Here is a 24,520-nt window from a genome sequence, read left to right as displayed (position 1 = left end):
CGCCCCCTCGGGGAGTGCGGGCCATCGTCGACCGAGTCGACTCAGTGAGCCATCACCTGGGTCGCGTCGACCGGGGCCGCGGGCTTGCTCCTCGGCAGGAAGAACGCCGGGATCAGTGTCAGCAGTAGCAGCACCAGCGCCACCGTGAAGGTGTTGCCGAACGCGTCCGCAGCGGCGTCCAGACCCTGCTCCACCGCTCCGGGCGGCATCTGCTCCGCGATCGACGGATCCTGCCCTGCCGCGATGGCCGGTCCGGCCAGCGGGCGCGACAGCATCTGGTTGGTGAGCACCACCGACATGGTCGCGGTGCCGATCGAGCCGGCGACCTGCTGGACGATGTTCATCAGCGTCGAACCACGGGCAACGGTCTCGTTGGTCAGCGTCTGCATCGCCGCCGTCATGATCGGCATCATGGTGCCGCCCATGCCGAGGCCCATCACGAACAGGGCACCGAGGAGCACGACATACGAGGTCTCGGCGCCGACCTGAGTGAACACCGCCATGCCAACGGCGATCAGAGAGAGGCCGCACAACACGATCTTTCCTGGCCCGATCTTGTCGACGAGCGTGCCCGCCAACGGCATGGTGAGCATCGCGCCGATGCCCTGCGGGGCAAGCAGCAGACCGGCCGCCAGCGTGGTCTCACCGCGAACCTGCAGGAAGTAGCTCGGGAACAAGAGCCCGGCACCCATGAACGCGATCACGAACATCGTCGAGGTGACGACCGCGATGGTGAGCTTGCGGTTCTGGAACAGGCGCAGGTCGATCAGCGGATGGTTGGCCCGGAGCGCGTGGAACACGAAGCCGATCACCAGGGCAAGGCCGATCACGGCCGGGACCAGCACCCGAGTGGCCGCCACCGTACCGGTCTCCGGGATCGAGGAGACACCGAACAGGAACAGCGCGAGGCCGGGCGAGAGCAGCAGCATGCCGACGAAGTCGAAGGACTCGGCCGGGCTCGGGTCATCCTTGGGCAGCAGCACGAACGCGGCGGTCAGGGCGATGATGCCGATCGGCAGGTTGATCAGGAAGATCCAGTGCCAGCTGGCGCTCTCGATCAGCCAGCCACCCAGGATCGGTCCGCAGATGGGTCCGAGCATCATCGGGATGCCCAGCACGGCCATGACGCGGCCGACGCGGTGCGGACCCGCGGCCTTGGTCATGATCGTCATGCCCAGTGGCATCAGCATGCCGCCGCCGAGGCCCTGCAGGACACGGAAGCCGATCAGCGACTCGATGTTCCATGCCATCGAGCACAGCACCGAGGCACCGACGAACAGCACCAGCGCCGTCATGTAAAGGCGCTTGGTGCCGAACCGGTCAGCCGCCCACCCCGTCACGGGGATGACAGTCGCCAGGGCCAGGGTGTAGGCGGTCATGGTCCAGGCGACGGTTGCGTAAGTCGCGTCGAACTCGGTCATGAACGTCGGCAGCGCCACGCTCACGACCGTCACGTCGAGGATCGACATGATGGCACCGATCACCACCACGCTGGCGATCTTCAGAACTGCGCCGTCGATCTTGTCCGAGGCCGCGGGGGCGCCCGGAGGTGTCGGCGTCGTCATGGGTTCTCCTGACAATTGGCTCGCAGAACATCTCCCGCGAGAATGGGTTTCAGCGACTCGTACAGCCGGTCACGGTCCGAGTCCGACAGACGGGCCGCGAACGCTCGCAACTCGCCCTTCTTGCTGTCGATGTGGCCGGAGGCGATGGCTCGACCGGCCTCCGACAACGAGATCCTCTTGATGCGGCGGTCCTTCGGATCCTCGCGGCGCTCCACGAGACCCTGGTTGACCAGCTGGTCGATGTTGCGACCCGCGGCCGCGACGGACAGGCGCAGCCGCTCGGCCACCTCGTTGATCGCGACCGGCTTGCCGTGCTGCGCCAGCATGAACAGAGTTCGCACCTGCGAGAACGACAGGTCCACGGCGATCAGCTTGTCCATGGACTCCGACTCCCCCACCCCCAGCAGCCGCATGATGAACTCGTCGAGCGCCTGATACAGGTCTTCGGGGGAAGCGGCCACTCGTGCAATAGTAGCGATCACGCAACTATTGCCCAAACGATATTAATGTGAAGGGCATCACGTCCGCCGCCGATGCTCGAGCGCCCGCAGAGGATCCGACCACGGCCGCAGGTCGCCGGGCAATCGAATTTCCGCCTGCCATTCGGGTCGCTACTGTCGGGACATGCGCTCGAAGGTCCTGATCCTGCTCCGGCACGGCAAGTCCGCCTACCCCGACGGCGTGGCCGACCACGAGCGGCCGCTCGCGCCGCGCGGGCAACGCGAGGCCGGGCTGGCGGGCGACTGGATCCGCCTGACCCAGCCCCCGGTCGACGCCGTGCTCTGCTCCACCGCCACCAGGACGAGGCTCACCCTCGCGGCCAGCGGCATCGACGCTCCCGCCCGCTACGCCGACACGCTCTACGGGGCGAGTGCCACCGAGGTGCTGCGCGAGATAGCGAGCACCGACTCGGCCGTGCGGACCCTGCTCGTCGTGGGGCACGAGCCCGGCATCCCGGACACGGCACTCGCGCTCGATCCCGGCGGCCCGCTCGCCGATAGTATCGCGGACCGCTTCCCGACCTCGGCCATGGCGACCCTGGCGGTGCCGGGGTCCTGGGCCGACCTCCTCGACTCACGCGCGCGCCTGACCGACTTCCACATCCCGCGCTGAGCGAGCCCGCTAATCGCGGACGAGCACCGCCTTGCCGAGCACCTGACCGGCCTCGAGGTCCGCCAGCGCGCGGGGCGCGTCGGCGAGCGGATACCGGGCCTTGACCAGCGGCCGCAGACCCTTCCCGACCAGTTCGGTGAGATCCGCGTGGGTGCGCGCCAGCGCCCCGGGGTCGGTGCGCAGGAACTCACCCCAGGCGGCACCGACGATGCTGATGTTGCGGAACAGCACCCGATTCACCTTCACGGACGGGATACCGCCGCCCGCGAACCCGATCACCAGCAGCCTGCCCTCCGGCGCCAACACCCGAACGGCGTCGTCGAAGGCGTCGCCGCCGACCGGATCGACCACAACGTTCGCGCCTCGATTCTCGGTCAGCTCGCCCACCCGGGCCGCCCAGCCCTCGTCGAGCGCCACCACCTCGTCCGCACCGAGTTCACGGAGGAAATCCTCGGCCCCCGCCCGCCGGACCACCGCGATCACCTTCGCGCCGTGCGCCTTCGCCAACTGGATGGCCGCGGTGCCGACACCGCCCGCGGCACCGAGTACGACCACCGTCTCGCCCGCCACCAGGCTCGCTCGCCGAGACAGCGCGAACTCCATCGTCTGATAGTTGATGATGAGCGAGGCGGCCTCCTCGAAGCTCAGATCGGCCGGTATCGGCATCACCCGCGAGGCCGCGATCGCGACGCGCTCCGCGTAACCACCGAGGTCGGACATCGCCAGCACGCGGTCCCCGACGGCGAAGCCGCTGTCATCCGGGGCGGACACCACGACCCCGGCCACCTCGGCGCCAGGGATGAAGGGCGGCTCCGGCCGCAGCTGGTACTTGCCGTAGCTGATGAGCAGGTCCGGGAAGCACACCCCTGTCGCGCGGACGTCGATCAGCACCTTGCCCGCCGCGTCCGGCTCGGGCACCTCCTGCAGGGCCATCCCGGCGGGTCCGGTCAACTCCGAGACCACAACTGCTTTCACCACAGACCTCCGTGTTCGCGCGCCATCGCATCTCTCCTGCGATCCGAAGCCCTGACGCTAGTCCTTGTCTCACCGCGCCTGCGCGGGAAAGATACTGTTCGCGTCACGCCGGTGATCACCGCAGAGGAGCGCAGTCTTGGACTTCGATCAGCCGCTCGCCGTCCCCCCTGCCGACGGGCTGGGGTTCGCCACCTCGTGGCCGGTCCGGACGGGCGACGTCGCTCCCGACAACCGGCTACGGTTCGACGGCATCACCCGATACCTGCAGGACATCGGGTCCGACAACCTGGACGCCTCCGAACTCGCCGATCTCGACCCGCTGTGGATCGTGCGGCGAACCGTGATCGACGTCGTCCGCCCCGCTCTGTGGCCGGACCGGATCCATCTGCGCCGCTGGTGTTCCGGCCTGTCGACCCGCTGGTCGGCGATGCGAGTGCAGCTCACCAGCGAGAAGGGCGCGCTGATCGAGACCGAGGGCTTCTGGATCAACATCAGCCCCGACACCGGGATGCCGACCCGGATCAGCGACAAGGGCATCGCCCTGCTGTCACGGACCACCGACGAGCACCGACTCAAATGGCGCCCGTGGCTCGCCGGGCCGCCGCCGGAGGACGACGGCACCGACGCCCGATTCCACCTGCGCTCGACCGACCTGGACCCGATGGACCACGTGAACAACGCGGCGTACTGGCACGCCGTCGAGGACCACCTCGTCGCCAGGCCCGATCTGCTGGCGGGCCCGCACCGCGCCGTTCTCGAGTACAACGCGCCCATCACCAGGGGCGAGGACGTCCACGTCCGCAGCAGACAGGATGCCGAGTCGATCAGCCTGTGGTTCCTGGTCGGCGGCGACGTGCGGGCCGTAGCCCGGGTCTCGGGCATCGACCACTACTGAGCCGCCGCCGACCGGCGAACCTACTTCTTGGCGATCGCCACCATCTCGGCGAGGTCGAGCAGCTTGACCCGCGGCCGACCGGACGCCTTGCCGAGCTCGCGTTCGCGGGCGTCGATCGCCTTCCAGCCCGCCCAGTCCAGCGCCTCGGGCTGACGGTCCGCCAGCAACGCCTCGAGCGCCTCGCGGTCGCCCTTCGGCGCGGGCAGCCGGTCCGCGGCGAGGTCCTCGATGACCAGCGCGATGGTGTCGTGCGCGCACTGCCGGTTGGTGCCGATCACGCCGGAGGGCCCGCGCTTGATCCAGCCGGCGGTGTAGGTGCCCGGCATCGGCTCGCCCGACTCCGGGTAGGTGACCCGGCCCGCGACGTTCGCGATCGTGCCGCGCGCGTCGTCGAACGGCAGGTCCGCGACGGGCACGCCCCGGTAGCCGACCGAGCGCAGCACCATGCGGGTCTCGAGCAATTCGGTCTGATCAGTGCTGCTCGCCCGCAGCGTGCCGTCCGGACCCTCGACCATCTCGTTGCGCGCCACGACGACCCCACTGACGTGGTCGTCGCCCTGGATCTCGACCGGCGAGGCCAGGAACCGCAGCACGATCCGCTTCTCGTGGCCGGACAGGGGGCGCTCCGCGTACTCGCGCAGGATCTCCATCTTCAGCCGCTTGGCCGGGTTCTGCGCGACCTCGGCCTCGCTGTGGCTGTCGAGCTCGAGCTCGGCCGGGTCGACGATCACGTCCACGTCGGGCATCTGTCCGAGCGCCAGCAGCTCCGGGCTGGTGAACGCCGCCTGGACGGGTCCGCGCCTGCCCAGCACTACGACCTCGCGGATTGCGCTGCCGCGCAGCGCCTCCACCGCGTGCTCGGCCATGTCGGTGCGGGCCAGCTTGTCCGGCTCGGTGACCAGGAGACGGGCCACATCGAGCGCGACGTTGCCGTTGCCGACGATGACCGCGCGCGTGCCGGACAGGTCGAAGGTGTGGTCCGCGTACTCGGGGTGGCCGTTGTACCAGGCGACGAACTCGGTGGCGGCGAGGCTGCCGGGGAGTTCCTCGCCGGGGATGCCGAGATGCCGGTCGCTCGGCGCACCGACGGTGTAGAGCACCGCGTGATGGTGCTCCATCAGGTCCTCGTGCGTGAGGTGCTTGCCGACCTCCACGTTCAGGTGCAGCCGGAAGCCGGCGCGCCGCGAGACCTCCGCGAACACGTCGGTGACCGCCTTGGTCTCCGGGTGGTCGGGGGCCACGCCCGCGCGCACCAGGCCCCACGGCGTCGGCAGGCGGTCGAACATGTCGACCTCGATGCCCGAGCGCTTGAAGGAGAGCAGCTCGCGGGCGGCGTAGAAACCGGACGGACCGGCGCCGACGATCGCGACGCGGAAGGGATCCTGGTCGGTCTTGGGAAACTTCAGCGAGGGGGCGGGATCCGCATACTCGATCTCGGTGCCCGCGAAGTAGTCGGCGTTGATCTTCGAGTACCGCGCCATCGCCTCGGGCAGGTCGTCGTCGCGGAAGATCGCGTCCACCGGGCACGCATCCACGCAGAGCCCGCAGTCGATGCAGGTCTCCGGATCGATGTAGAGCATCTCGGTCGACCTGAATCCGCGCTCGTCCGGCGTCGGATGGATGCAGTCCACCGGGCACACCTCAGTGCAGCTAGCGTCGTTGCAACAAGGCTGGGTGATCACGAACGCCACTGTCGGCCTCCTCCAAAACTAGAACCTGTTCCTGCGACAATACCCGGCTGGTGCGAGCAAAGTCACAGAGGATCAGAGGATAGTCGCGCTGCCCCGCTCCCGACCGAATTCGGGCAGGTCGCGGACGTCCCAACCCGCCCAGTGCGCACCATCCGGGGCGTCGCCCGAGTGCCGCGACGACAACTGAACGGTCGACGCGAAGGGACCGGTCAGCGTGTCAGCCGAGGAACTTCTTGCCCGCCACCACGGCCACGCCGAGCACGATCGCCAGGATCAGCGCGCCGCCGAAGCCGAGCAGCCACCAGGCCACCCCGAAGATCACGATCGCCGGCGCAGCGGCCACCAACGAGATCGCCGGATTCTCGCGGACCACCTCGAGCGCCGACTGCGCCTTCGAGCGGTCGATACCCTTGCCTGCCATCGAATCCTCCGTGGTGATCGCCCGAACCGATGCCGGGGAATGTCCCTCCAACAGTAGACGCGAAACGGCCCCCGCACCCATTGCTGGGGGCGGGGGCCGTGTCACAGGCGCTGGAAGCGCTTACCGGTAATCGGTGCTGAAGCCGTAGTCGTCGAGCGGAACAGCAGCTCCGGTCCCGGTGCCGAAGCCTTCGGGGCTGTAGTACTGATCGTCGTACGACGGCACGGCGTAGGCCGCGGCGCGCGCCTCTTCGGTCGGCTGAACCTGGATGTTCCGGTAACGGTTGATGCCGGTACCGGCCGGGATCAGCTTGCCGATGATGACGTTCTCCTTGAGACCGATCAGCTTGTCCGAGCGGCAGTTGATGGCCGCATCGGTCAGCACGCGAGTGGTCTCCTGGAAGGACGCCGCCGACAGCCACGAATCGGTCGCCAGCGAGGCCTTGGTGATACCCATGAGCACCGGACGACCGGCTGCGGGCTCACCACCCTCGGCGACGACGCGACGGTTGGCCGCCTCGAACTCGGAACGCTCGGTGAGCGAACCGGGCAGGAACTCGGTGGCGCCGGAGTCGATGATCGTCACGCGACGCAGCATCTGACGAACGATCGTCTCGATGTGCTTGTCGTGGATCGACACACCCTGGCTCCGGTACACCTCCTGAACCTCGTTGACCAGGTGGATCTGCACCTGACGCGGTCCCATGACGCGCAGCACCTCGTGCGGATCGGCAGCGCCCTCCATGAGCTGCTGGCCGACCTCGACGTGGTCACCGTCCGCCAGCAGGCGCTCGGAACCGTCGTCGTGCTTGAAGACGCGCAGACGCTGACGCTTGGACAGCTTGTCGTAGACGACCTCTTCGCCGCCATCGTCCGGGACGATGGTGATCTTGTAGAAGCGGTCGCCGTCCTCGAGCTGCACCCGTCCGGTGACGTCGGCGATCGGGGCCTTGCCCTTGGGGACGCGGGCCTCGAACAGCTCCTGGACACGCGGCAGACCACCGGTGATGTCCTCGCCTGCGACACCACCCTGGTGGAAGGTACGCATGGTCAGCTGGGTACCCGGCTCACCGATGGACTGGGCGGCGACGATGCCGACAGCCTCACCGATGTCCACCAACTTGCCGGTCGCCATCGAGCGGCCGTAGCAGGTGGCGCAGACGCCGGTGCCGGTGGTGCAGGTGAGCACGGAGCGCACCTTCACGTCGGTGATGCCCGCCTCGAGCAGCGCGTCGATCGCCGGATCGCCCAGGTCGGCGCCGCGCTCGACGATGACCGTGCCGTTGGCGTCGACCGCGTCCGCGGCCAGCGTGCGGGCGTAGGTGCTGGTCTCCACGTGTGCATCCCGGATCAGCGTGCCGTCGGCCTGCTTCTCCGCGATCGTGGTGACGATGCCGCGCTCGGTGCCACAGTCCGTCTCGCGAACGATGACGTCCTGCGAGACGTCCACCAGACGACGGGTCAGATAACCCGAGTCGGCGGTACGCAGCGCGGTATCTGCCAGACCCTTACGGGCGCCGTGCGTGTTGATGAAGTACTCGAGAACGGTCAGGCCTTCCTTGAAGGAAGACTTGATCGGCCGCGGGATGAACTCACCCTTCGGGTTCGTCACCAGGCCCTTCATGCCGGCGAGCGACCGAACCTGCGTCATGTTGCCGGCGGCGCCGGACTTCACGATCATCGGGATCGGGTTGTCGTCGGGGAAGAAGGCCTCCATGGCCTTACCGACCTCGTCGGTGGCCTCGGACCAGATCTTCACCAGGGCGCTGTTGCGCTCGGTGTGGTTGAGGGCACCGCGCTGGTACTTCTTCTCGATCTGCTCGGCCTGGCCCTCGAACTTGTCCATGATCTCGGACTTGCTCGGCGGCACCAGGACGTCGGAGATCGAGACCGTGACGCCCGAACGGGTCGCCCAGTAGAAGCCGGCGTCCTTGAGCTTGTCGACGGTCTGCGCGACCACGATCATCGGGTAGCGCTCGGCCAGATCGTTGATGATCGTCGCCTGACGCTTCTTCGGCATCTGCTCGTTCACGAACGGGTAGTCCGCGGGGAGCAGCTCGTTGAAGAGCACGCGGCCAAGGGTGGTCTCGGCGATCCAGCCGTCGCCGTAGTTCCAGCCACCGTCGGGGAACAGCTCGTCCTCGAGCTCACGCGGCGGACGCTGCGTGGTCAGGCGGACCTTGATCAGGGCCTGCACCTTCAGCGCGCCACGATCGACGGCCATGATCGCCTCGGCGGGCGACGAGTAGGCGCCGACCTCGGGACGATCCTTGCCTGCCGCGACGAGCTCGCCGACGACACCGTCGTCCAGACGGGTCAGGTGGTAGAGACCGGTCACCATGTCCAGACGCGGCATGGCGAGCGGGCGACCCGACGCGGGCGACAGGATGTTGTTCGAGGACAGCATCAGGATGCGGGCCTCGGCCTGCGCCTCCGCGGACAGCGGGAGGTGCACGGCCATCTGGTCACCGTCGAAGTCGGCGTTGAAGGCCTCACACACCAGCGGGTGCAGCTGGATGGCCTTGCCCTCGACGAGCTGCGGCTCGAAGGCCTGGATGCCGAGGCGGTGCAGCGTGGGTGCACGGTTCAGCAGCACCGGGTGCTCCGCGATGACCTCTTCGAGGACGTCCCACACCTGGGCGCGCTGACGCTCGACCATGCGCTTGGCCGACTTGATGTTCTGCGCGTGGTTCAGGTCGACCAGGCGCTTCATCACGAACGGCTTGAACAGCTCGAGAGCCATCAGCTTCGGCAGACCGCACTGGTGCAGCTTGAGCTGCGGGCCGACGACGATGACCGAACGGCCCGAGTAGTCGACACGCTTGCCGAGCAGGTTCTGACGGAAACGACCCTGCTTGCCCTTGAGCAGGTCGCTCAGGGACTTCAGCGGGCGGTTGCCCGGACCGGTGACCGGACGTCCACGACGGCCGTTGTCGAACAGCGCGTCGACGGACTCCTGCAGCATCCGCTTCTCGTTGTTGACGATGATCTCGGGCGCGCCGAGGTCGATCAGTCGCTTGAGGCGGTTGTTGCGGTTGATCACGCGGCGGTACAGGTCGTTCAGGTCGGAGGTGGCGAACCGGCCACCGTCGAGCTGAACCATCGGACGCAGCTCCGGCGGGATCACCGGCACGGCGTTGAGGACCATGCCCATCGGCGAGTTGCCGGTGGACTGGAAGGCCGCGACGACCTTGAGGCGCTTGAGCGCGCGCAGCTTCTTCTGACCCTTGCCGCTGCGGATGGTCTCCCGGAGGATCTCCGCCTCGGCGTCGATGTCGAAGTTCTCCATCAGCTTCTGGATGGACTCCGCGCCCATCGCGCCGGTGAAGTACTCGCCGTAGCGGTCCACCATCTCGCGGTAGAGGCCCTCGTCGACGATGAGCTGCTTCGGGGCGAGCTTGGTGAAGGTCGTCCAGATCTCCTCGAGCCGGTCCAGCTCGCGCTGGGCCCGGTCACGGAGCTGACGCATCTCGCGCTCGCCGCCGTCCTTGACCTTGCGACGCACGTCGGACTTGGCGCCCTCGGCCTCGAGCTCGGCGACGTCCGCCTCGAGCTTCTGGGCGCGGGCCTCGAGGTCGGCGTCGCGCTGGTCGGCGACGGACTTCTTCTCGACCTCCATCTCGGCCTGCAGGGTGGAGAGCTCGTTGTGACGGAGCTCGTCGTCGACCGCGACGATCACGTAGGCGGCGAAGTAGATGATCTTCTCGAGATCCTTCGGCGCCAGGTCCAGCAGGTAACCGAGACGGCTCGGCACGCCCTTGAAGTACCAGATGTGGGTCACAGGAGCGGCGAGCTCGATGTGGCCCATGCGCTCACGGCGCACCTTCGCGCGGGTCACCTCGACGCCGCAGCGCTCACAGATGATGCCCTTGAAGCGGACGCGCTTGTACTTACCGCAGTAGCACTCCCAGTCCCGGGTGGGGCCGAAGATCTTCTCGCAGAAGAGGCCGTCCTTCTCGGGCTTGAGCGTGCGGTAGTTGATGGTCTCCGGCTTCTTGACCTCGCCGAACGACCACTGACGGATGTCCTCAGCGGTGGCAAGGCCGATGCGGAGTTCATCGAAGAAGTTGACGTCGAGCACGTAACTTCCTTTCCCCAGAGGGATTATGGTGTGCGCTTCTCAGCGCCTACCTGTCTGCCAAATTCAAATGTGGGCTACGCCCCCGGGCCGCGGAATCCCACGGCCCGGGGACCAAACACCTAGTTCGCGAGATCGTCCACGGTCGCCGCCTCGTTCCTGGACAGGTTGATGCCCAGGTTCGCTGCCGCACGCTCGAGGTCCTCGTCGTCGCCGTCGCGCATCTCGATGGCCGCGCCGTCCGAGGACAGCACCTCCACGTTGAGGCAGAGCGACTGGAGCTCCTTGAGGAGCACCTTGAACGACTCGGGGATGCCCGGCTCGGGGATGTTCTCGCCCTTGACGATGGCCTCGTACACCTTCACGCGGCCGACCACGTCATCCGACTTGATGGTGAGCAGCTCCTGCAGCGTGTACGCCGCGCCGTAGGCCTGCATCGCCCAACACTCCATCTCACCGAAGCGCTGGCCACCGAACTGGGCCTTACCGCCGAGCGGCTGCTGGGTGATCATCGAGTACGGACCGGTCGAACGAGCGTGGATCTTGTCGTCGACGAGGTGGTGCAGCTTGATGATGTACATGTAGCCGACCGAGACCGGGTACGGGAACGGCTCGCCGGAGCGGCCGTCGAACAGGGTGGCCTTTCCGTCCGGGCCCACCATCTGCTCGCCGTCGCGGTTCGGCAGGGTCGCGCCAAGCAGACCGGTCAGCTCGTCTTCCTTGGCACCGTCGAACACCGGGGTGGCGATGTTGCTGTCGGCCGGGGCCGAGAGCATCTCCTCGGGCAGGGTCGAAGCCCAGTCCGGGCGGGTGCCGTCGCTGGCGATCTGCACGTTCCAGCCGGTCTTGCCGATCCACCCCAGATGGGTTTCCAGGATCTGACCGATGTTCATACGACGCGGCACGCCGTGGGTGTTCAGGATGATGTCGACGGGGGTGCCGTCGGACAGGAACGGCATGTCCTCCTGCGGGAGGATCTTGCCGATGACACCCTTGTTGCCGTGTCGGCCGGCGAGCTTGTCGCCGTCCTGGATCTTGCGCTTCTGGGCCACGTACACGCGGACCAGCTCGTTGACACCGGGGGGCAGATCGTCGTCGTCATCGCGCGAGAACACGCGGATGCCGATGACCTTGCCGTTCTCACCGTGCGGAACCTTGAGGGACGTGTCGCGAACCTCGCGGGCCTTCTCACCGAAGATGGCGCGCAGCAGGCGCTCCTCCGGGGTCAGCTCGGTCTCGCCCTTCGGCGTGACCTTTCCGACCAGCACGTCGCCGTCACGGACCTCCGCACCGATGCGGATGATGCCGCGCTCGTCGAGGTCGGCGAGGACCTCATCCGAGACGTTCGGGATGTCGCGAGTGATCTCCTCGGCACCGAGCTTGGTGTCGCGGGCATCGATCTCGTGCTCCTCGATGTGGATCGAGGTCAGGACGTCCTCTTCCACGAGGCGCTGCGACAGGATGATCGCGTCCTCGTAGTTGTGGCCCTCCCACGGCATGATCGCGACGAGCAGGTTCTTGCCCAGCGCCATCTCACCGGCTTCGGTGCAGGGACCGTCGGCGATGACCTGGCCGGCCTCGACCCGGTCGCCCTCGTCCACGATCGGACGCTGGTTCGCACAGGTGCCCTGGTTCGAGCGGGCGAACTTGCGCATCCGGTAGGTCTTGCGGCTGCCGTCGTCCGCCATCACGGTGACGTAGTCGGCCGAGACCTCCTCGATGACGCCGGTCTTCTCGCTGACGACGACGTCGCCCGCGTCGACCGCAGCGCGCAGCTCCATGCCGGTGCCGACCAGAGGCGCCTCGGAACGGACCAGCGGCACTGCCTGACGCTGCATGTTCGCACCCATCAGGGCGCGGTTGGCGTCGTCGTGCTCGAGGAACGGGATCATCGCGGTCGCGACGGAGACCATCTGTCGCGGCGAGACGTCCATGTAGTCGACGTCCTCGGCCGGGATCAGCTCGACCTCGCCGCCCTTGGTGCGGACGAGGACGCGGTCCTCGGTCAGGCGACCGTCCTTGTCGACCGTGGCGTTGGCCTGGGCCTTGACGTGGCGGTCCTCCTCGTCGGCGGTCAGGTAGTCCACCTGGTCGGTGACCTGTCCGTCGACGACCTTGCGGTACGGGGTCTCGATGAAGCCGAACGGGTTGACCCGCGCGTACACCGACAACGAACCGATCAGGCCGATGTTCGGGCCCTCAGGGGTCTCGATCGGGCACATGCGGCCGTAGTGCGACGGGTGCACGTCTCGCACCTCGAGGCCGGCACGCTCACGGGACAGACCACCGGGACCGAGCGCCGACAGGCGACGCTTGTGGGTCAGGCCCGACAGCGGGTTGTTCTGGTCCATGAACTGCGAGAGCTGGGAGGTTCCGAAGAACTCCTTGATCGCGGCCACGACGGGACGGATGTTGATCAGGGTCTGCGGCGTGATCGCCTCGACGTCCTGGGTCGTCATCCGCTCGCGCACCACGCGCTCCATGCGGGACAGGCCCACCCGGATCTGGTTCTGGATCAGCTCGCCAACGGTGCGGAGACGACGGTTGCCGAAGTGGTCGATGTCGTCGACCTCGACCGGGACCTCGACGCCGTCGGGCGCCGTCATCGCGTTATCACCGGCGTGCAGGCGCACCAGGTACTCGATCGTCGCGACGATGTCTTCCTCGGTGAGGGTCGACGCGGTGATCGGCTGGCCGTGGTTCAGGCCCAGCTTCTTGTTGATCTTGTAGCGACCCACGCGGGCGAGGTCGTAGCGCTTCTCCTTGAAGAACAGGTTCTCCAGCAGGGTCTGCGCGCTCTCCTTCGTGGGCGGCTCGCCCGGACGCAGCTTGCGGTAGATGTCGAGCAGCGCCTCGTCGGTGCCTGCCGTGTTGTCCTTCTCCAGGGTGGCCATGAGGATCTCGGAGAAGCCGAAGCGCTCCGTGATCTGCTCGGTGGTCCAGCCGAGGGCCTTGAGCAGCACGGTGACCGGCTGACGACGCTTGCGGTCGATGCGGACGCCGACGGTGTCACGCTTGTCGACATCGAACTCCAGCCACGCACCGCGGCCGGGGATCACCTTGACGCTGTGCAGGTCCTTCTCGGTGCCCTTGTCCACGGAGTGGTCGAAGTACACACCCGGGGAGCGAACGAGCTGCGAGACGACGACGCGCTCGGTGCCGTTGATGATGAAGGTGCCCTTGTCGGTCATCATCGGGAAGTCACCCATGAAGACCGTCTGGCTCTTGATCTCGCCGGTGTTGTTGTTGATGAACTCCGCGGTGACGAACAAGGGCGCCGCGTAGGTCATGTCCTTGTCTTTGCACTCATCGGTCGAGGCCTTGACCTCGTCGAAGCGCGGGTCCGAGAAGGACAGCGACATCGATCCCGAGAAGTCCTCGATCGGGGACAGCTCGGTGAGGATGTCCTCCAGACCGCCGGTGACACTGCCGTCGCCGCGGGCCGCGGCCCGCTCACGCCATGCAGGCGATCCGATCAACCATTCAAAAGAATCCGTCTGTAGATCAAGTAGCCCTGGAACTTCGAGAGGTTCGCGAATCTTCGCGAACGAGACCCTCTTCGGGGCTCCGGGGATTCCGGCATTTGCCTTGGTCTGGCTAGAGACTGCCAAGATGCGTCCTTCCAGCACCTCACGCGGGCCGCTCGTGCTGCGCGACCGCCGCTGTATCTGCTTCTTCATGTGGGGCGAATTCGCTGGTCACAACCCGAACGAAACTCGCCAACAGACGCAGGAAGCGAACGCTTCACAGGCGGTGAGGTGGAGAGGTGGACAGGAGGCAGCCAGCGCAACGTCCAAAGGTACCCGAAGTCGACGCAGAATACAACTGGACAGGGCAGCCCAAACGGTGCCCAAGCCTGGCGTCCGTGCAATCCCTCGCGCCCGGTGCCTCCATTTGCGCCGGCGCGATCTTGCACGGACCCGCCCCTACAGAAGGAGCGATCTCGCATGTCTCGCCATTAGAGTGACGCCTGAACCCCGCCGCGTCAAGACACGTCCCGGCGATTTGTCCCGCGAACACCGCCGGGACACCCGATCCGGGCCCCGGTCAGCGGTCCCTGATGTCCGTGATCACCCAGTGGTCGCCGGACTTCGCCATGGTCACCGACAGCGGCCCCTGCGCGCTCCCCTGCGCCGCACCGTCGTTGGTCGCACTCACGTTCATGCTGGCCACGAGCTCGGCGCGGTCGTCAGAGAGCAGCTTCAGGCCGATGTCGGTGACCTCAGCGACCGTCGCCGTCTTCGTCTGGATGACCGCATCCTTGGTGACCGCGGCGGTCCGGTCGAACTCCTCACGCATGGCGTCGTCGAGGACCGCCCGCGCGTTGTCGAAGTCCTGCTCGACAGTGTCGAACTTGTACGTGTAGAGCGTCTGGATCGCGTTCTTCGCGTCGGCGGTGACCTTCGAGGTCTCCGAGGTGTCGACCCAGGCCTGGTTCGGCACGTCGGCGCCGGGCCGGAACGCGGCGACGAGCGCGAAGATGCCGAGCCCCAGCGCCACCAGGCCGATCGTCACGACCCGTTTCCAGCCCGCGTCGACCGCCTCCTGGTCGACCACGGGCTCGACGACGGGCACGTCGGCGTCCGTCTCGCCGGTCGTCCGCGGGCGCAGCGAGCTGGTCCGGTTGATCGTCTTGGGCGCCTGTTCCTGCTCCGGCGCTGCGCTCTCCCTGCTCGCGTCGCGTGCTGCCGCGGCGGTCTCCGTTGCCCCGGCGTCCGCGATGACCTCCGTGCCGCCCGCGGCCTCGGTGTCGGCTGTCGCCGCGGCCACGGGCGCCTCCGCGGGCGGGCTGACGGCACCGGATCCTGCCACCTCGGTCTCGGTCCCGGCCGAACTCGCGGGCGCGGTGGCCTCGGGTTCGCTCACCGGTCCGCGGGCCGCGCTGGACCCGGTACCGGCCACGCGGGGACGACGCCCCTTGGGCTGGGGCGTGCTGGTGGTGCGACGAAGTGGGGGCACTGTTCGATACTCCTTAGCTGTTCCGCTGCCGGATTGCCGCTGGGCGGCGGACCCGCAGGCCCTACTGTCCGCCGGACTCGGGAGCGGGTACAGGGGCCTCTGCGGGCGCCGGGGCGGGTGCGGGGGCCGGCGTGCCGGGGTCCATGGCGAGGGGCTGGCCGACGTTCTCGACCTTCGAGGCCTTCCAGACGCCGTCGACATCGGTCAGGCCGATCCGCATGGTCACCTTGACCTTGCTCGTCGGTTTGTTCGGCCAGGTCGTGGTCGTGGTGAGCACGACGAGCGAGTTCGCGGTGCCCTCGTCACGGCTCATCGCGGTGAGCGCGGCGTCGAGCACGTGTGCCTCGCTCTTCGCGCCAGTCTGCTTGACCTGCTCGGTCATCTGGTCCTTGGTCTCGGCCAGCGCGTTCAGCATCTCGTCGCCGGTGATCGACGACTCCATGTTCGCGAACGTCTGGTCCAGGTTCCCCGAGTCGACGGTGTTCAGGTTGATCGCCGCCTGACGCGCGCCTGTCAGCGCATCGTCGCGGGCGGCGGCCGCCGGCTTGTCCGAGAACAGGGCATGACCCCAACCGAAACCGAACCAGACGGCGGCCACGAGGGCCCCGATGGCGAGCACACTCACCGCAGCGAGAACAGGCTTCAGCAGTTTCGTGCTACGCATCACGTTTTCTACCCTACTACTTGGTAACTTCTGCTCGGCCCCGCAGGAACGGCATCACTTCGGGGTGATGCCGAGCAGCGGCGCGAGCTGCGTCGCGATCGGGTTGAGGTTGAGCTTGTCCGGATCGACCTTCGGCTTGTTGTCCCACGGCTGCGGCGTGGCCGGGTCCGCGTACGCGATCCGGTTGGCGCTACGCACGCCGGTGACGCTTCCCAACGGCGTCGTGCAGTTGGCCTTCGTGTTCAGCGGGAACTCGTCGCGGGTCGGGTCGAAGTCGGGGTTCTCCCGCTTCATCTGCGCGAGGATCTCGTATGTCCCTTCGTAACCCTGGGTGCACGGCGGCGGGTTGTTCGTCTCCAGCAACAGGCCCTGGTGCAGGGTGCCGTCGCCGGGCGCCGAGGTGCTCGACGCCGCCGACAGTCCCGGCAGGAACGTCAGCAGGATGTTCAGCGCGAGCGTCCGCGGACCGAGTGCGGCCGTCACCAGTGCCAGGTTGTCCAGGTCTGTGGTCAGGGCCGGGCCCGCCGAGTCGATCAGCGCACCGACCTCGTTGCTCGCGGCGGTGCCGGTCTCGATGAGGCGCCGCAGATCCGGATCGCTGGCCCTGAGCTGGGCCGCCACCAGGTCAAGATCCTTGCTGAACTGGCGGATCGCCGAGGACTGCTCCGACTGGGTGTCCAGCACGGTGCGAGTGTCCCGGATCAAGGTCAGCGTCTGCGGCAGGTTGTCGATCCCGTCCTTCGCGAGGGTGTTGAGAGAGTCCACCAGCACCTGCAGGTCGTCACCCTTGCCGTTGAACGCCTTGCCCAGCTCGGTGACCGTGGTGTTCAGCGCCTTCAACGGCACCGAACGCACCAGCGCGTTCGTGCTCGAGAGGACCTCCTCGACCGGGACAGGGGTGGCGGTGTCCTGACGGGGGATCACCGATCCGTCCTCCAGGTACGGGCCCTCGTCGCTGGTCGGCTGCAGGTCCACGTACTGCTCACCGATCGCCGACCGGTTCGCGACGACGGCCTTGGCCGACGACGGGATCTCCGGGGCGCTGGTGTTGATCTTCAGGTCGACCAGCACGCCGTCGTCGGTCAGGTGCAGGTCCCCCACCGTGCCGACCGGCACGCCTCGGTAGCTGACCTCGGCGTTGGTGAAGATGCCGCCGGAGTCGGCGAAGTCCGCCTGCACCGTGTACTGGCCGAATCCGAGCAGGTTGTCGAGCCGCACGTACTTCGCGCCGACGTAGAGCAGGCCGAGGATCGCGACCAGCGCGAACGCCACCAACTGATAGCGCACAAGAGCAGATCTCATCGTCCACCCACCCCCAGCTTGTCGAGCAGACCGCTCAGCGGATTCTGCGGCGCCTGGTCCTTCTTCTTCTCATTGACCGGCTCGGTGCCGGGCGGCACCGGGGCGCCCGGAGCGGGCGCGGGCATCGGGACGATCGGCGGCAACGGCAGGATCGAGACCGTCGGCCAACCGGGCCGCGGGCCGTTCCCGTTGTAGTACGGATTCGACGGGTCCACCTTGGGCACGTATCCGCCGTATCCGGGCGGCGGCGGCACGTAGACCGGGTCCGGCATTCCCACTCCCAGTGCCTCGAACTGCTGGCCGAGCCGCATGTCGAGAGAGAGGAAGAGGTTCATCGAGTTGCCGTGGATGACCTTCTCCGCGCCGTCCGGGAACGGGAACGTCGGGATCAGGGGCAGCACGGTGACCAGGTCCTCGCTCGAGTCGGCGAGCGCCTGCAGGGTCGGCCGCAGCGCGCGCAGGTCCGCGATCAGGTTGTCCTTGGACTCCACCAGCACGTCGGTGCCGACCTGACCGAGTCGGTCGAGCTGGGTGAGCATCTGGATGAACTGCGGTTCCTGCTCGTTCAGGACTTTCACCGCGGTCGGGATCTCCGTGAGGATCTTGTCGATCTGATCGGTCTGCTCGTTGACCCGACCGGTGAGGGTGTCGAGCCCGTCGAGCGCCCGGGTGATGTCGTCGCGCTGCTTGTTCAGCCCGTCGATCAGCGTGTTCGCCTGGTCCAGCAGCCCTCGCGCCTTGGACTCGCGACCGTCCAGAGCCGTGGTGAGCTCGTGGATGATCGGCTGCAACTGGGCGACCCCGCCGCCGTTCAGCAGCAGTGACAGCGCGCCGAGCACCTGCTCGATATCGGTGGCATGGCGCGTCCGGTCCACGGGGATCGTGGACCCGTCCGTGAGCCGGTCCGCGTCCGCGTTGACGGGCGGGGCCTTGAGCTCGATGAACTTCTCGCCGAGCAGGCTGGTCTGCTGCACGGACGCGAGCGCGTTCGCGGGCAGATCGACCGCGGAATCGACGACGACGCCGACTGCCGCCGTCCATCCGTCGTCCGGGACGTCGATACTCTGCACCCGGCCGACGGGGACGCCGTCGACCTTCACCGTGGACTGGGGCACCAGATCGAGCACGTCATCGAACTCGACCGTCAGGTGCATCGGGTCGCTGCCGAGGTCGGCGCCACCGGGCAGCGGAATGCTGTAGATGCCCTTGGAACCACAACCTGCGACCGTCAACGCGACGACGCATGCGCCGACACCGATCGCGACCGAGCGCTTCACTGACCGCTCCTGCATCACTGGCCACCCCGCGGGATGTTCTGGTCGCTGAGGCCGGGGGCCTGCGAATTTCCGAGTCGGGGCGAGATGTTTCCTGGGACCGTGCCCGGCTGCGAGGGCCGCTGGATTTTGTCGCCGCCGAGGATGCCGAACGGCAGGTTCAACGTCGGCGTCTTCACGCCCGCGGCCACCTGGTCCATGATCACCTTGCAGTTGTCGATGAGCGGGCGCATCTGACGACCCAGCGCGTCGAACTTCGGGTCGCCCGGCATCAGCTTGCCGAGGTCCATCAGCTTGCACAGGGTCCCGAACGGGTCCTGCGTCTCCGGGAGGTTCACCCGTGAGGCCAGCGTTCCTGACTCCGCGTCGTACGAGTTCACGACGTTGCTGATGGCGAGCGGCAGGGTGGTCAACGCGTCGACCAGGTCCTGCCGGTTGTCGGCGAGGGTCTGGGTCACCTGGACCAGCCCCTCCGCGTTGCTCGTGACGGCCTCCTGGTTGTCGCGGACGAACACCGCCACGTCACCGAGCGCGAAGGAGAGCTGGTTCAGCGCGTCCCCCAGGTTCTTCCGTTCCCCGGCCAGGAAGCCACTGAGATCGGAGAGCTGGGAGTTGAACTGGCGCACCTGCTGGTCGTTGGCCGCGAGCGCGCTGACGAAGGTCTGCAGGTTCCTGATCGTCTCGAACAGATCACCCCGGTTGAGGTTGAGGGTCTCCGCCGCCTTGGACAGCTCGGTGATGGTCGCGCCGAGCGCCTCACCGTTGCCATCGAGGTTCTTGGCCGCGGTGTCGACGAACTCGGACAGCGCGCCCTCCTTGTTCGCGCCCTCCGGCCCGAGCGCCCTGGCCAGTTCGTCGATGCTCGAGTAGAGCTGGTCGACCTCGACCGGGGTCGCGGTCCGCTCGCGGGGAATGGTGTCGCCGGACTCCATCACCTCGCCGCCCGTGTAGGCGGGGGCGAGCTGGATGTACCGGTCGGACACCACCGACGGCGTGATCTGCGCGGCCTTCGCATCTTCCGGGATCTTCACCCCGCGGTCGACACGCATGGTGACCCTGACCTGGTCACCGAGCGGCTCGACCTCGTTCACGGAGCCGACCTTCACGCCGAGCACCCGGACATCCGAGCCGTCGTAGATGCCGACCGACTTGTCGAAGTACGCGGTGATCTTGGTGGTGCCCGCCCGGGTGATCAGCCACCAACCGCCGAAACCCACCACCAGCAGCCCCACCAGCAGCAGGGCGGTGGCAACGACCTGACGCCTGCTGAACTTCTGCATCCTCCCCGAGGTCACGCCGGTCATCAGTTGCCCCCAATGGTTCGAACGGGATCGCGGTAACCCGGGATGAGCGGGAGCGCGGGCGGCGTCAGGTTCACGACCACCTGGTCGAACCAGCGACCGTTGCCGACGATGTTCGCGTACAGCCGGGTGAACGGTGCATACAGCTTGATCGCCTTGTCCAGGTTGTCGTTGTTGTCCTGCAGGATCTGCACGACGCCGCGGAGCTGTTCGAGCGCGGGACCGATCTGCTCCTCGTTGTCCTTGACCAGGCCGGTCAGCTGCTGCGAGAGCCGCTGGGTGCCGGTGAGCAGCTGGGAGATCGCCTGCTGACGGCTGTTCAGCTCGCCGAGCAACAGCCCGGCGCTGCCGATCAGCTTGGTGAACTCGGCGTTGCGGTCGGCGAGCACCTTGGAGGTGTCGGCGGTCGCGGCGAAGAGCTTGCGCAGCTCGTCGTCACGGCTGCCGATGGTCTTCGACAGCCGCGTCACGCCGTCGAGCGAGGCCCGGATGTCCGCGGGGGTGCCCGAGAACGCGTCGGACAGCGTCTCCATGGCCTGCGCGAGCTGCGGCGTGTCGATCGCGTCCAGTGTGGTGGTCGCGTCGCCGAACGCGTCGAGCACGTCGTACGGGGAGGTGGTGCGCTCCAAGGGGATCGTGTCCCTCGGGTCCAGGGTGTCGGATCCGCGAGGGTCGAGCGCCAGGTACTTCTGGCCGAGGACCGTCTTGATCTGAATCGACGCGGTGGTCTGGTCGCCGACCCAGGCGTCCTTGACCTTGAACGCGACCTCGACCTTGTCGCCGTCGAGCTCGACGGCGGTCACCTTGCCCACCTTGACGCCCGCGATGCGGACCTCGTTGCTCGGCTTGAGCCCGGCCGCCTCGGTGAACTGGGCCCGGTAGGTGGCGCCTGCCCCGATCAACGGCAGGTCGTCGAGGAAGAAGGCCGACACGGTGGCGAGGAGCACCACGACGATGCCGAGCGCACCGATGGTGGCGGGGCTACGACGTTGCTTCACTGTCCGGCCCCGTTCGCCGAGCACCGGGGTGCGGAGTTGGTGTAGATCGGCTGATTGACCGTCGGGAGCCCCGTCGGCAGGTTGAGGTACGGCGACTCGCCGGGCCCCGCGACCACGTCGAGGCCGCACAGGTAGAACTGGAACCACGACCCGAAGCTCGCGATACGGGTCAGCTTGTCCAGCTTCACCGGCAGGGTGGTCAGGATCTTGTTCACCTTGTCGCTCTGCGCGTTCAGCGTTCCCGCCAGCGTGTTGAGTGCAGACACCGAGCCCTGGATCGACGGCCTCGTCGGTTCGAGCACGTCCGCGGTGGCATCGGCCAGCCCAGCGAGCGAGGTCACCGCGCTACCCACCACACCGCGATCGTTGGCCAGCCCCGTGACGAGCTGCTCGGTGTTGACGATCAGCGAGCTCAGTTCATCGTCGTGCCTGTTGACGGTCTCGAGAACCCCGTTGAGGTTGTTGATCACGTCGCCGATCACTCGGTCCTTGTCCGCGATGGTGTTGGTCAGGCTGGCCGTGTTGCGCACCAGCTCCGAGATCGTGCCGCCCTCGCCCTGGAACACCTGGATGATCTGGAAGGACAGCTTGTTCACGTCGTCGGCGCTGAGCGTCTGGAACAGCGGCCGGAAGCCGTTGAACAGGGTCGTCAGGTTGACCGCGGGCTTGGTGCGCTCGATCGGGATGGTCGAGCCGCCGGACATCTTCATGCCCTGCGCGCCCTCGCCCTGCTCCAGCGCGATGTAGCGCTGGCCGACCAGGTTCCGGTAGCGGATCGTGGCTGTCGAGCTGGCCGGGAGCCAGTCGCGGTCGGTCAGCGAGAACTGGACCTGTGCCTCCCGCTCGTTGACGATCGCGATCTTGTCGACCTGTCCGACCCGCACGCCCGCGATCCGGACCTCGTCGCCCTTGTTGAGCGAGGCGACATCCGTGAAGATCGCGTTGAACTTGGTGCCACCGCCACCGCTGGTGTTCGCGATGGTCAAGGCCAGCGTCGCGGTCGCCAAGACGGTGACGACGGCGAAGATGATGAGCTTGATCAGGGGAGCCGCGAGACCTCTCATCGGACACTCACCTCCGTTCCCCTCAGTGCAGGCGCGCCGAGCAGGGTCGCCCAGCCCGGCACCGCCTCCGGCAGCGTGCCGGTGCCCTTGCCGTAGATGACTGCCAATGTGTCCTGCTCGAGTGTCGATCCGGTGTATGTGGCCGGCGTGTTCTGCCCGGCCGCCGGGCTCGGGACCACCGAGTACTGCGGCGCGGCCGGCGACGGCACGAACGCGGGGCCGGGGTTACGCGAGGGCACCTGGTAGGAACCGTCGTTGTACGAGCCGCCCGGGTACTGACCGAACTTGTAGCCGGGTTCCGCCGGCGTGTAGCACTTGGCGCCGCGCTCGTCGAAGAGCCGGGGCTCGTCCTGGTTTGGTAGGTAGCGCCCCTTCGGGTTGACGAACACGGTGGCCGCCCGTGCACCCGGGTGGTCCTTGAGGCTGCCGTCCGGGTTGAGCCCGAGGATGGCGCTCGCGCTCTCCACGATTGGCACGAACTGCGCGAAGGTGCATCCGAAGGTCGGCGACGCGGCGGCCAGGACCTCGAGAGCCTCCCGCGAGTCCGCCGCGATGGAGATCAGCGAATCCTTGTTGGCCGTCAGGAAGTCCGCGGTGCTGCCCGCGGTGGCGGTGACCGAGGACATCAGTGCCCGGATCTGGTTCTGCTGCTGGACCACGGTCGCGCCGGTGGTCCGCAGGTTGTCGAACGCGTTGATCAGATCGGGAGCGGCGTCCGAGTAGGTCTGCGAGAAGTCCGCGAGACCGCGCAGGCCCTCCCGCAGGTTCGGCAGCTCGGTGTTGACCCCGGCGAAGATGGTCTCGAGTCGCTCGATGCTCACCCCGATGTCGTTGCCGCGCCCGGCCAAAGCCTGCGACAGCGCGCCGAGGGTGTTCGCCAGGTCCTGCGGCGGAACAGCCTGCAGCAGCGGCAGCAGCCCGTCGAGCAGTTCGCCGACCTCGATAGCGTTGCCGCTCTTGTCCTGGAGCAGCGTGTCGCCCTGCGAGATTGGGGCGGCGGTGTCGCCCGTCGGCACGATCAGCGAGACGTACCGCTCGCCGAACAGGGTCTTCGGCAGCAGCCGCGCCGTCGCGTTGGACGGGATAAGTTCGGCCTTGTCGGGGTCGATCGCCAGGACCGACGTGACCTTGCCGTCCTCGGTCGAGGCGGAACGCACCTCGCCCACGATCAACCCGCGCACCTTCACGTCCGCGTGGCTGGGCAGGGAGTTGCCGACCGAGTCGGTCACGAGGCTGACCTTCACGACCTCCTTGAACGACTTGTTGTACATCCCGATCGTGAACGCAAGGAACAACGCGAGAACGAGAAAGAATGCAAGGCCAAGAATGCGTCGGCGCAACACCGAGCCACCGTCGATCATCCGGCCACCCTCACTGTGGTCGTGGTGCCCCAGATGGCGAGGCTGAGGAAGAAGTCCAGCACCGCGATCGTCACGATCGCGGTCCGCACGGCCCGGCCGACGGCGACGCCGACGCCCGCCGGTCCACCGGAGGCGTGGTAGCCGTAGTAGCAGTGGACCATGATCAGCACGAACGCGAAGACCAGCACCTTGCCGAAGGACCAGAGCACGTCCGCAGGCGGTAGGAACAGGTTGAAGTAGTGGTCGTATGACCCGCTCGACTGCCCGTTGAAGACTGTGTTGATCAGCCTCGACGCCAGATACGCGGCCATCAGACCGACGATGTAGAGCGGCACGACCGCGATAAACCCGGCGATCATCCGGGTGGTGACCAGGAACGGCACACTCGGCACCGCCATGACCTCGAGCGCGTCGATCTCCTCCGAGATGCGCATGGCACCGAGCTGGGCGGTGAAGCCACAGCCGACCGTTGCCGACAACGCGAGGGCCGCGACGAGCGGGGCGATCTCGCGGGTGTTGACGTACGCGGACAGGAAGCCGGTCAGCACGGAACTGCCGAGCTGCTCGAGCGCCGCGTACCCCTGCAGGCCCACGACGACGCCGGTGAAGCCGGACATCATCACGATGACGCCGATGGTTCCGCCGATGACGGCCAGCGCACCGCTACCGAAGGTGACCTCGGCGAGCAGCCGGAGGACCTCTCGGCCGTAGTGCGTGAGCGTCCGCGGAATCCAGCCGATTGCCCTTGCATAGAAGGACATCTGGTCGCCGGCGCGATCGAGAACGTGCAGCGGCGCGTTTGTCACCTTGCGCGCACGCATCAGTGTCCGGTCGCCGCGACCCTTGGCGATCGTCATGGG

General features: G+C 67.4%; 18 protein-coding genes. 2 read left to right on the top strand and 16 right to left on the bottom strand.

Annotation, left to right across the window (positions count from 1 at the left end):
- Window positions 1-41 precede the first annotated feature (41 nt).
- Together ACWFRB_RS16855 and ACWFRB_RS16850 are read right to left on the bottom strand one after the other, a co-directional pair.
- Complete coding sequence (locus ACWFRB_RS16855; RefSeq protein WP_452642261.1) at window positions 42-1,565, bottom strand: DHA2 family efflux MFS transporter permease subunit; 1,524 nt, start codon at window positions 1,563-1,565, stop codon at window positions 42-44.
- Window positions 1,562-1,978, bottom strand: a complete 417-nt coding sequence (locus ACWFRB_RS16850) for a MarR family winged helix-turn-helix transcriptional regulator (protein WP_077043522.1) — start codon at window positions 1,976-1,978, stop codon at window positions 1,562-1,564. The genes ACWFRB_RS16855 and ACWFRB_RS16850 overlap by 4 nt, the downstream gene beginning before the upstream one ends.
- A gap of 211 nt (window positions 1,979-2,189) precedes the next feature.
- Between ACWFRB_RS16850 and ACWFRB_RS16845 the strand changes: the two genes are divergently transcribed.
- Complete coding sequence (locus ACWFRB_RS16845; RefSeq protein ID WP_452642260.1) at window positions 2,190-2,678, top strand: SixA phosphatase family protein; 489 nt, start codon at window positions 2,190-2,192, stop codon at window positions 2,676-2,678.
- Between the two features lie 9 nt (window positions 2,679-2,687).
- On the opposite strand, the gene ACWFRB_RS16840 is transcribed toward ACWFRB_RS16845, so the two are convergent.
- Window positions 2,688-3,653 (bottom strand): NADPH:quinone oxidoreductase family protein, encoded by a 966-nt coding sequence (locus ACWFRB_RS16840; RefSeq protein ID WP_452642259.1) that lies wholly within the window; start codon window positions 3,651-3,653, stop codon window positions 2,688-2,690.
- A 136-nt stretch (window positions 3,654-3,789) separates the two neighbouring features.
- Between ACWFRB_RS16840 and ACWFRB_RS16835 the strand changes: the two genes are divergently transcribed.
- Window positions 3,790-4,548: an acyl-[acyl-carrier-protein] thioesterase gene (locus ACWFRB_RS16835; RefSeq protein ID WP_452642258.1), complete on the top strand. Its 759-nt coding sequence runs from the start codon at window positions 3,790-3,792 to the stop codon at window positions 4,546-4,548.
- Between the two features lie 20 nt (window positions 4,549-4,568).
- Here the strand turns inward: ACWFRB_RS16835 and ACWFRB_RS16830 are convergent, their stop codons facing one another.
- The 13 genes from ACWFRB_RS16830 to ACWFRB_RS16770 all read right to left on the bottom strand — a co-directional run bounded on the left by ACWFRB_RS16830 (window position 4,569) and on the right by ACWFRB_RS16770 (window position 24,517).
- The gene (locus tag ACWFRB_RS16830) at window positions 4,569-6,239 is read right to left on the bottom strand and encodes a 4Fe-4S binding protein (RefSeq protein ID WP_452642257.1); all 1,671 of its coding nucleotides are present in this window, start codon (window positions 6,237-6,239) and stop codon (window positions 4,569-4,571) included.
- Between the two features lie 217 nt (window positions 6,240-6,456).
- On the bottom strand, window positions 6,457-6,660 hold the full coding sequence (locus ACWFRB_RS16825) for a hypothetical protein (protein WP_452642256.1): 204 nt from the start codon (window positions 6,658-6,660) through the stop codon (window positions 6,457-6,459).
- A 120-nt stretch (window positions 6,661-6,780) separates the two neighbouring features.
- Window positions 6,781-10,740, bottom strand: a complete 3,960-nt coding sequence (locus tag ACWFRB_RS16820) for a DNA-directed RNA polymerase subunit beta' (protein ID WP_452642255.1) — start codon at window positions 10,738-10,740, stop codon at window positions 6,781-6,783.
- Between the two features lie 119 nt (window positions 10,741-10,859).
- Complete coding sequence (gene rpoB, locus ACWFRB_RS16815) at window positions 10,860-14,366, bottom strand: DNA-directed RNA polymerase subunit beta (RefSeq protein ID WP_452642265.1); 3,507 nt, start codon at window positions 14,364-14,366, stop codon at window positions 10,860-10,862.
- Between the two features lie 418 nt (window positions 14,367-14,784).
- Window positions 14,785-15,696, bottom strand: coding sequence for a hypothetical protein (locus tag ACWFRB_RS16810; RefSeq protein WP_452642254.1), 912 nt, complete (start codon window positions 15,694-15,696; stop codon window positions 14,785-14,787).
- Between the two features lie 61 nt (window positions 15,697-15,757).
- Window positions 15,758-16,360 (bottom strand): hypothetical protein, encoded by a 603-nt coding sequence (locus tag ACWFRB_RS16805; protein WP_452642264.1) that lies wholly within the window; start codon window positions 16,358-16,360, stop codon window positions 15,758-15,760.
- Window positions 16,361-16,414: 54 nt separating this feature from the next.
- Window positions 16,415-17,662, bottom strand: coding sequence for an MCE family protein (locus ACWFRB_RS16800; RefSeq protein ID WP_452642253.1), 1,248 nt, complete (start codon window positions 17,660-17,662; stop codon window positions 16,415-16,417).
- On the bottom strand, window positions 17,659-18,939 hold the full coding sequence (locus ACWFRB_RS16795) for an MCE family protein (protein ID WP_452642252.1): 1,281 nt from the start codon (window positions 18,937-18,939) through the stop codon (window positions 17,659-17,661). Before ACWFRB_RS16795 ends, ACWFRB_RS16800 begins: the two co-directional genes overlap by 4 nt.
- 14 nt (window positions 18,940-18,953) lie before the next feature.
- Window positions 18,954-20,240 (bottom strand): MCE family protein, encoded by a 1,287-nt coding sequence (locus ACWFRB_RS16790; protein ID WP_452642251.1) that lies wholly within the window; start codon window positions 20,238-20,240, stop codon window positions 18,954-18,956.
- Entirely contained in the window at window positions 20,240-21,235 is a 996-nt protein-coding gene (locus ACWFRB_RS16785) for an MCE family protein (RefSeq protein WP_452642250.1), read from the bottom strand. Before ACWFRB_RS16785 ends, ACWFRB_RS16790 begins: the two co-directional genes overlap by 1 nt.
- Window positions 21,232-22,299 carry an MCE family protein gene (locus tag ACWFRB_RS16780; protein ID WP_452642249.1) on the bottom strand — a complete coding sequence of 356 codons (1,068 nt, stop codon included), beginning with the start codon at window positions 22,297-22,299 and terminating at the stop codon, window positions 21,232-21,234. The genes ACWFRB_RS16785 and ACWFRB_RS16780 overlap by 4 nt, the downstream gene beginning before the upstream one ends.
- Window positions 22,296-23,660 (bottom strand): MCE family protein, encoded by a 1,365-nt coding sequence (locus ACWFRB_RS16775; protein ID WP_452642248.1) that lies wholly within the window; start codon window positions 23,658-23,660, stop codon window positions 22,296-22,298. The genes ACWFRB_RS16780 and ACWFRB_RS16775 overlap by 4 nt, the downstream gene beginning before the upstream one ends.
- The gene (locus ACWFRB_RS16770) at window positions 23,657-24,517 is read right to left on the bottom strand and encodes an MlaE family ABC transporter permease (RefSeq protein WP_452642247.1); all 861 of its coding nucleotides are present in this window, start codon (window positions 24,515-24,517) and stop codon (window positions 23,657-23,659) included. Before ACWFRB_RS16770 ends, ACWFRB_RS16775 begins: the two co-directional genes overlap by 4 nt.
- Between the last annotated feature and the right edge of the window lie 3 nt (window positions 24,518-24,520).

The sequence above is a fragment of the Rhodococcus sp. NPDC055112 genome (assembly GCF_053607505.1).
Note: the sequence above shows the minus strand (reverse complement) of the source record. Positions and strands in the feature narration are given on the sequence as shown.

Coding starts and splice junctions, on each gene's coding strand:
- ACWFRB_RS16855 (WP_452642261.1), bottom strand. CDS start 1,565: ATGACGACGCCGACACCTCCGGGCGCCCCCGCGGCCTCGGACAAGATC.
- ACWFRB_RS16850 (WP_077043522.1), bottom strand. CDS start 1,978: ATGCGGCTGCTGGGGGTGGGGGAGTCGGAGTCCATGGACAAGCTGATC.
- ACWFRB_RS16845 (WP_452642260.1), top strand. CDS start 2,190: ATGCGCTCGAAGGTCCTGATCCTGCTCCGGCACGGCAAGTCCGCCTAC.
- ACWFRB_RS16825 (WP_452642256.1), bottom strand. CDS start 6,660: ATGGCAGGCAAGGGTATCGACCGCTCGAAGGCGCAGTCGGCGCTCGAG.
- ACWFRB_RS16805 (WP_452642264.1), bottom strand. CDS start 16,360: ATGCGTAGCACGAAACTGCTGAAGCCTGTTCTCGCTGCGGTGAGTGTG.
- ACWFRB_RS16800 (WP_452642253.1), bottom strand. CDS start 17,662: ATGAGATCTGCTCTTGTGCGCTATCAGTTGGTGGCGTTCGCGCTGGTC.
- ACWFRB_RS16790 (WP_452642251.1), bottom strand. CDS start 20,240: ATGACCGGCGTGACCTCGGGGAGGATGCAGAAGTTCAGCAGGCGTCAG.
- ACWFRB_RS16780 (WP_452642249.1), bottom strand. CDS start 22,299: ATGAGAGGTCTCGCGGCTCCCCTGATCAAGCTCATCATCTTCGCCGTC.
- ACWFRB_RS16775 (WP_452642248.1), bottom strand. CDS start 23,660: ATGATCGACGGTGGCTCGGTGTTGCGCCGACGCATTCTTGGCCTTGCA.
- ACWFRB_RS16770 (WP_452642247.1), bottom strand. CDS start 24,517: ATGACGATCGCCAAGGGTCGCGGCGACCGGACACTGATGCGTGCGCGC.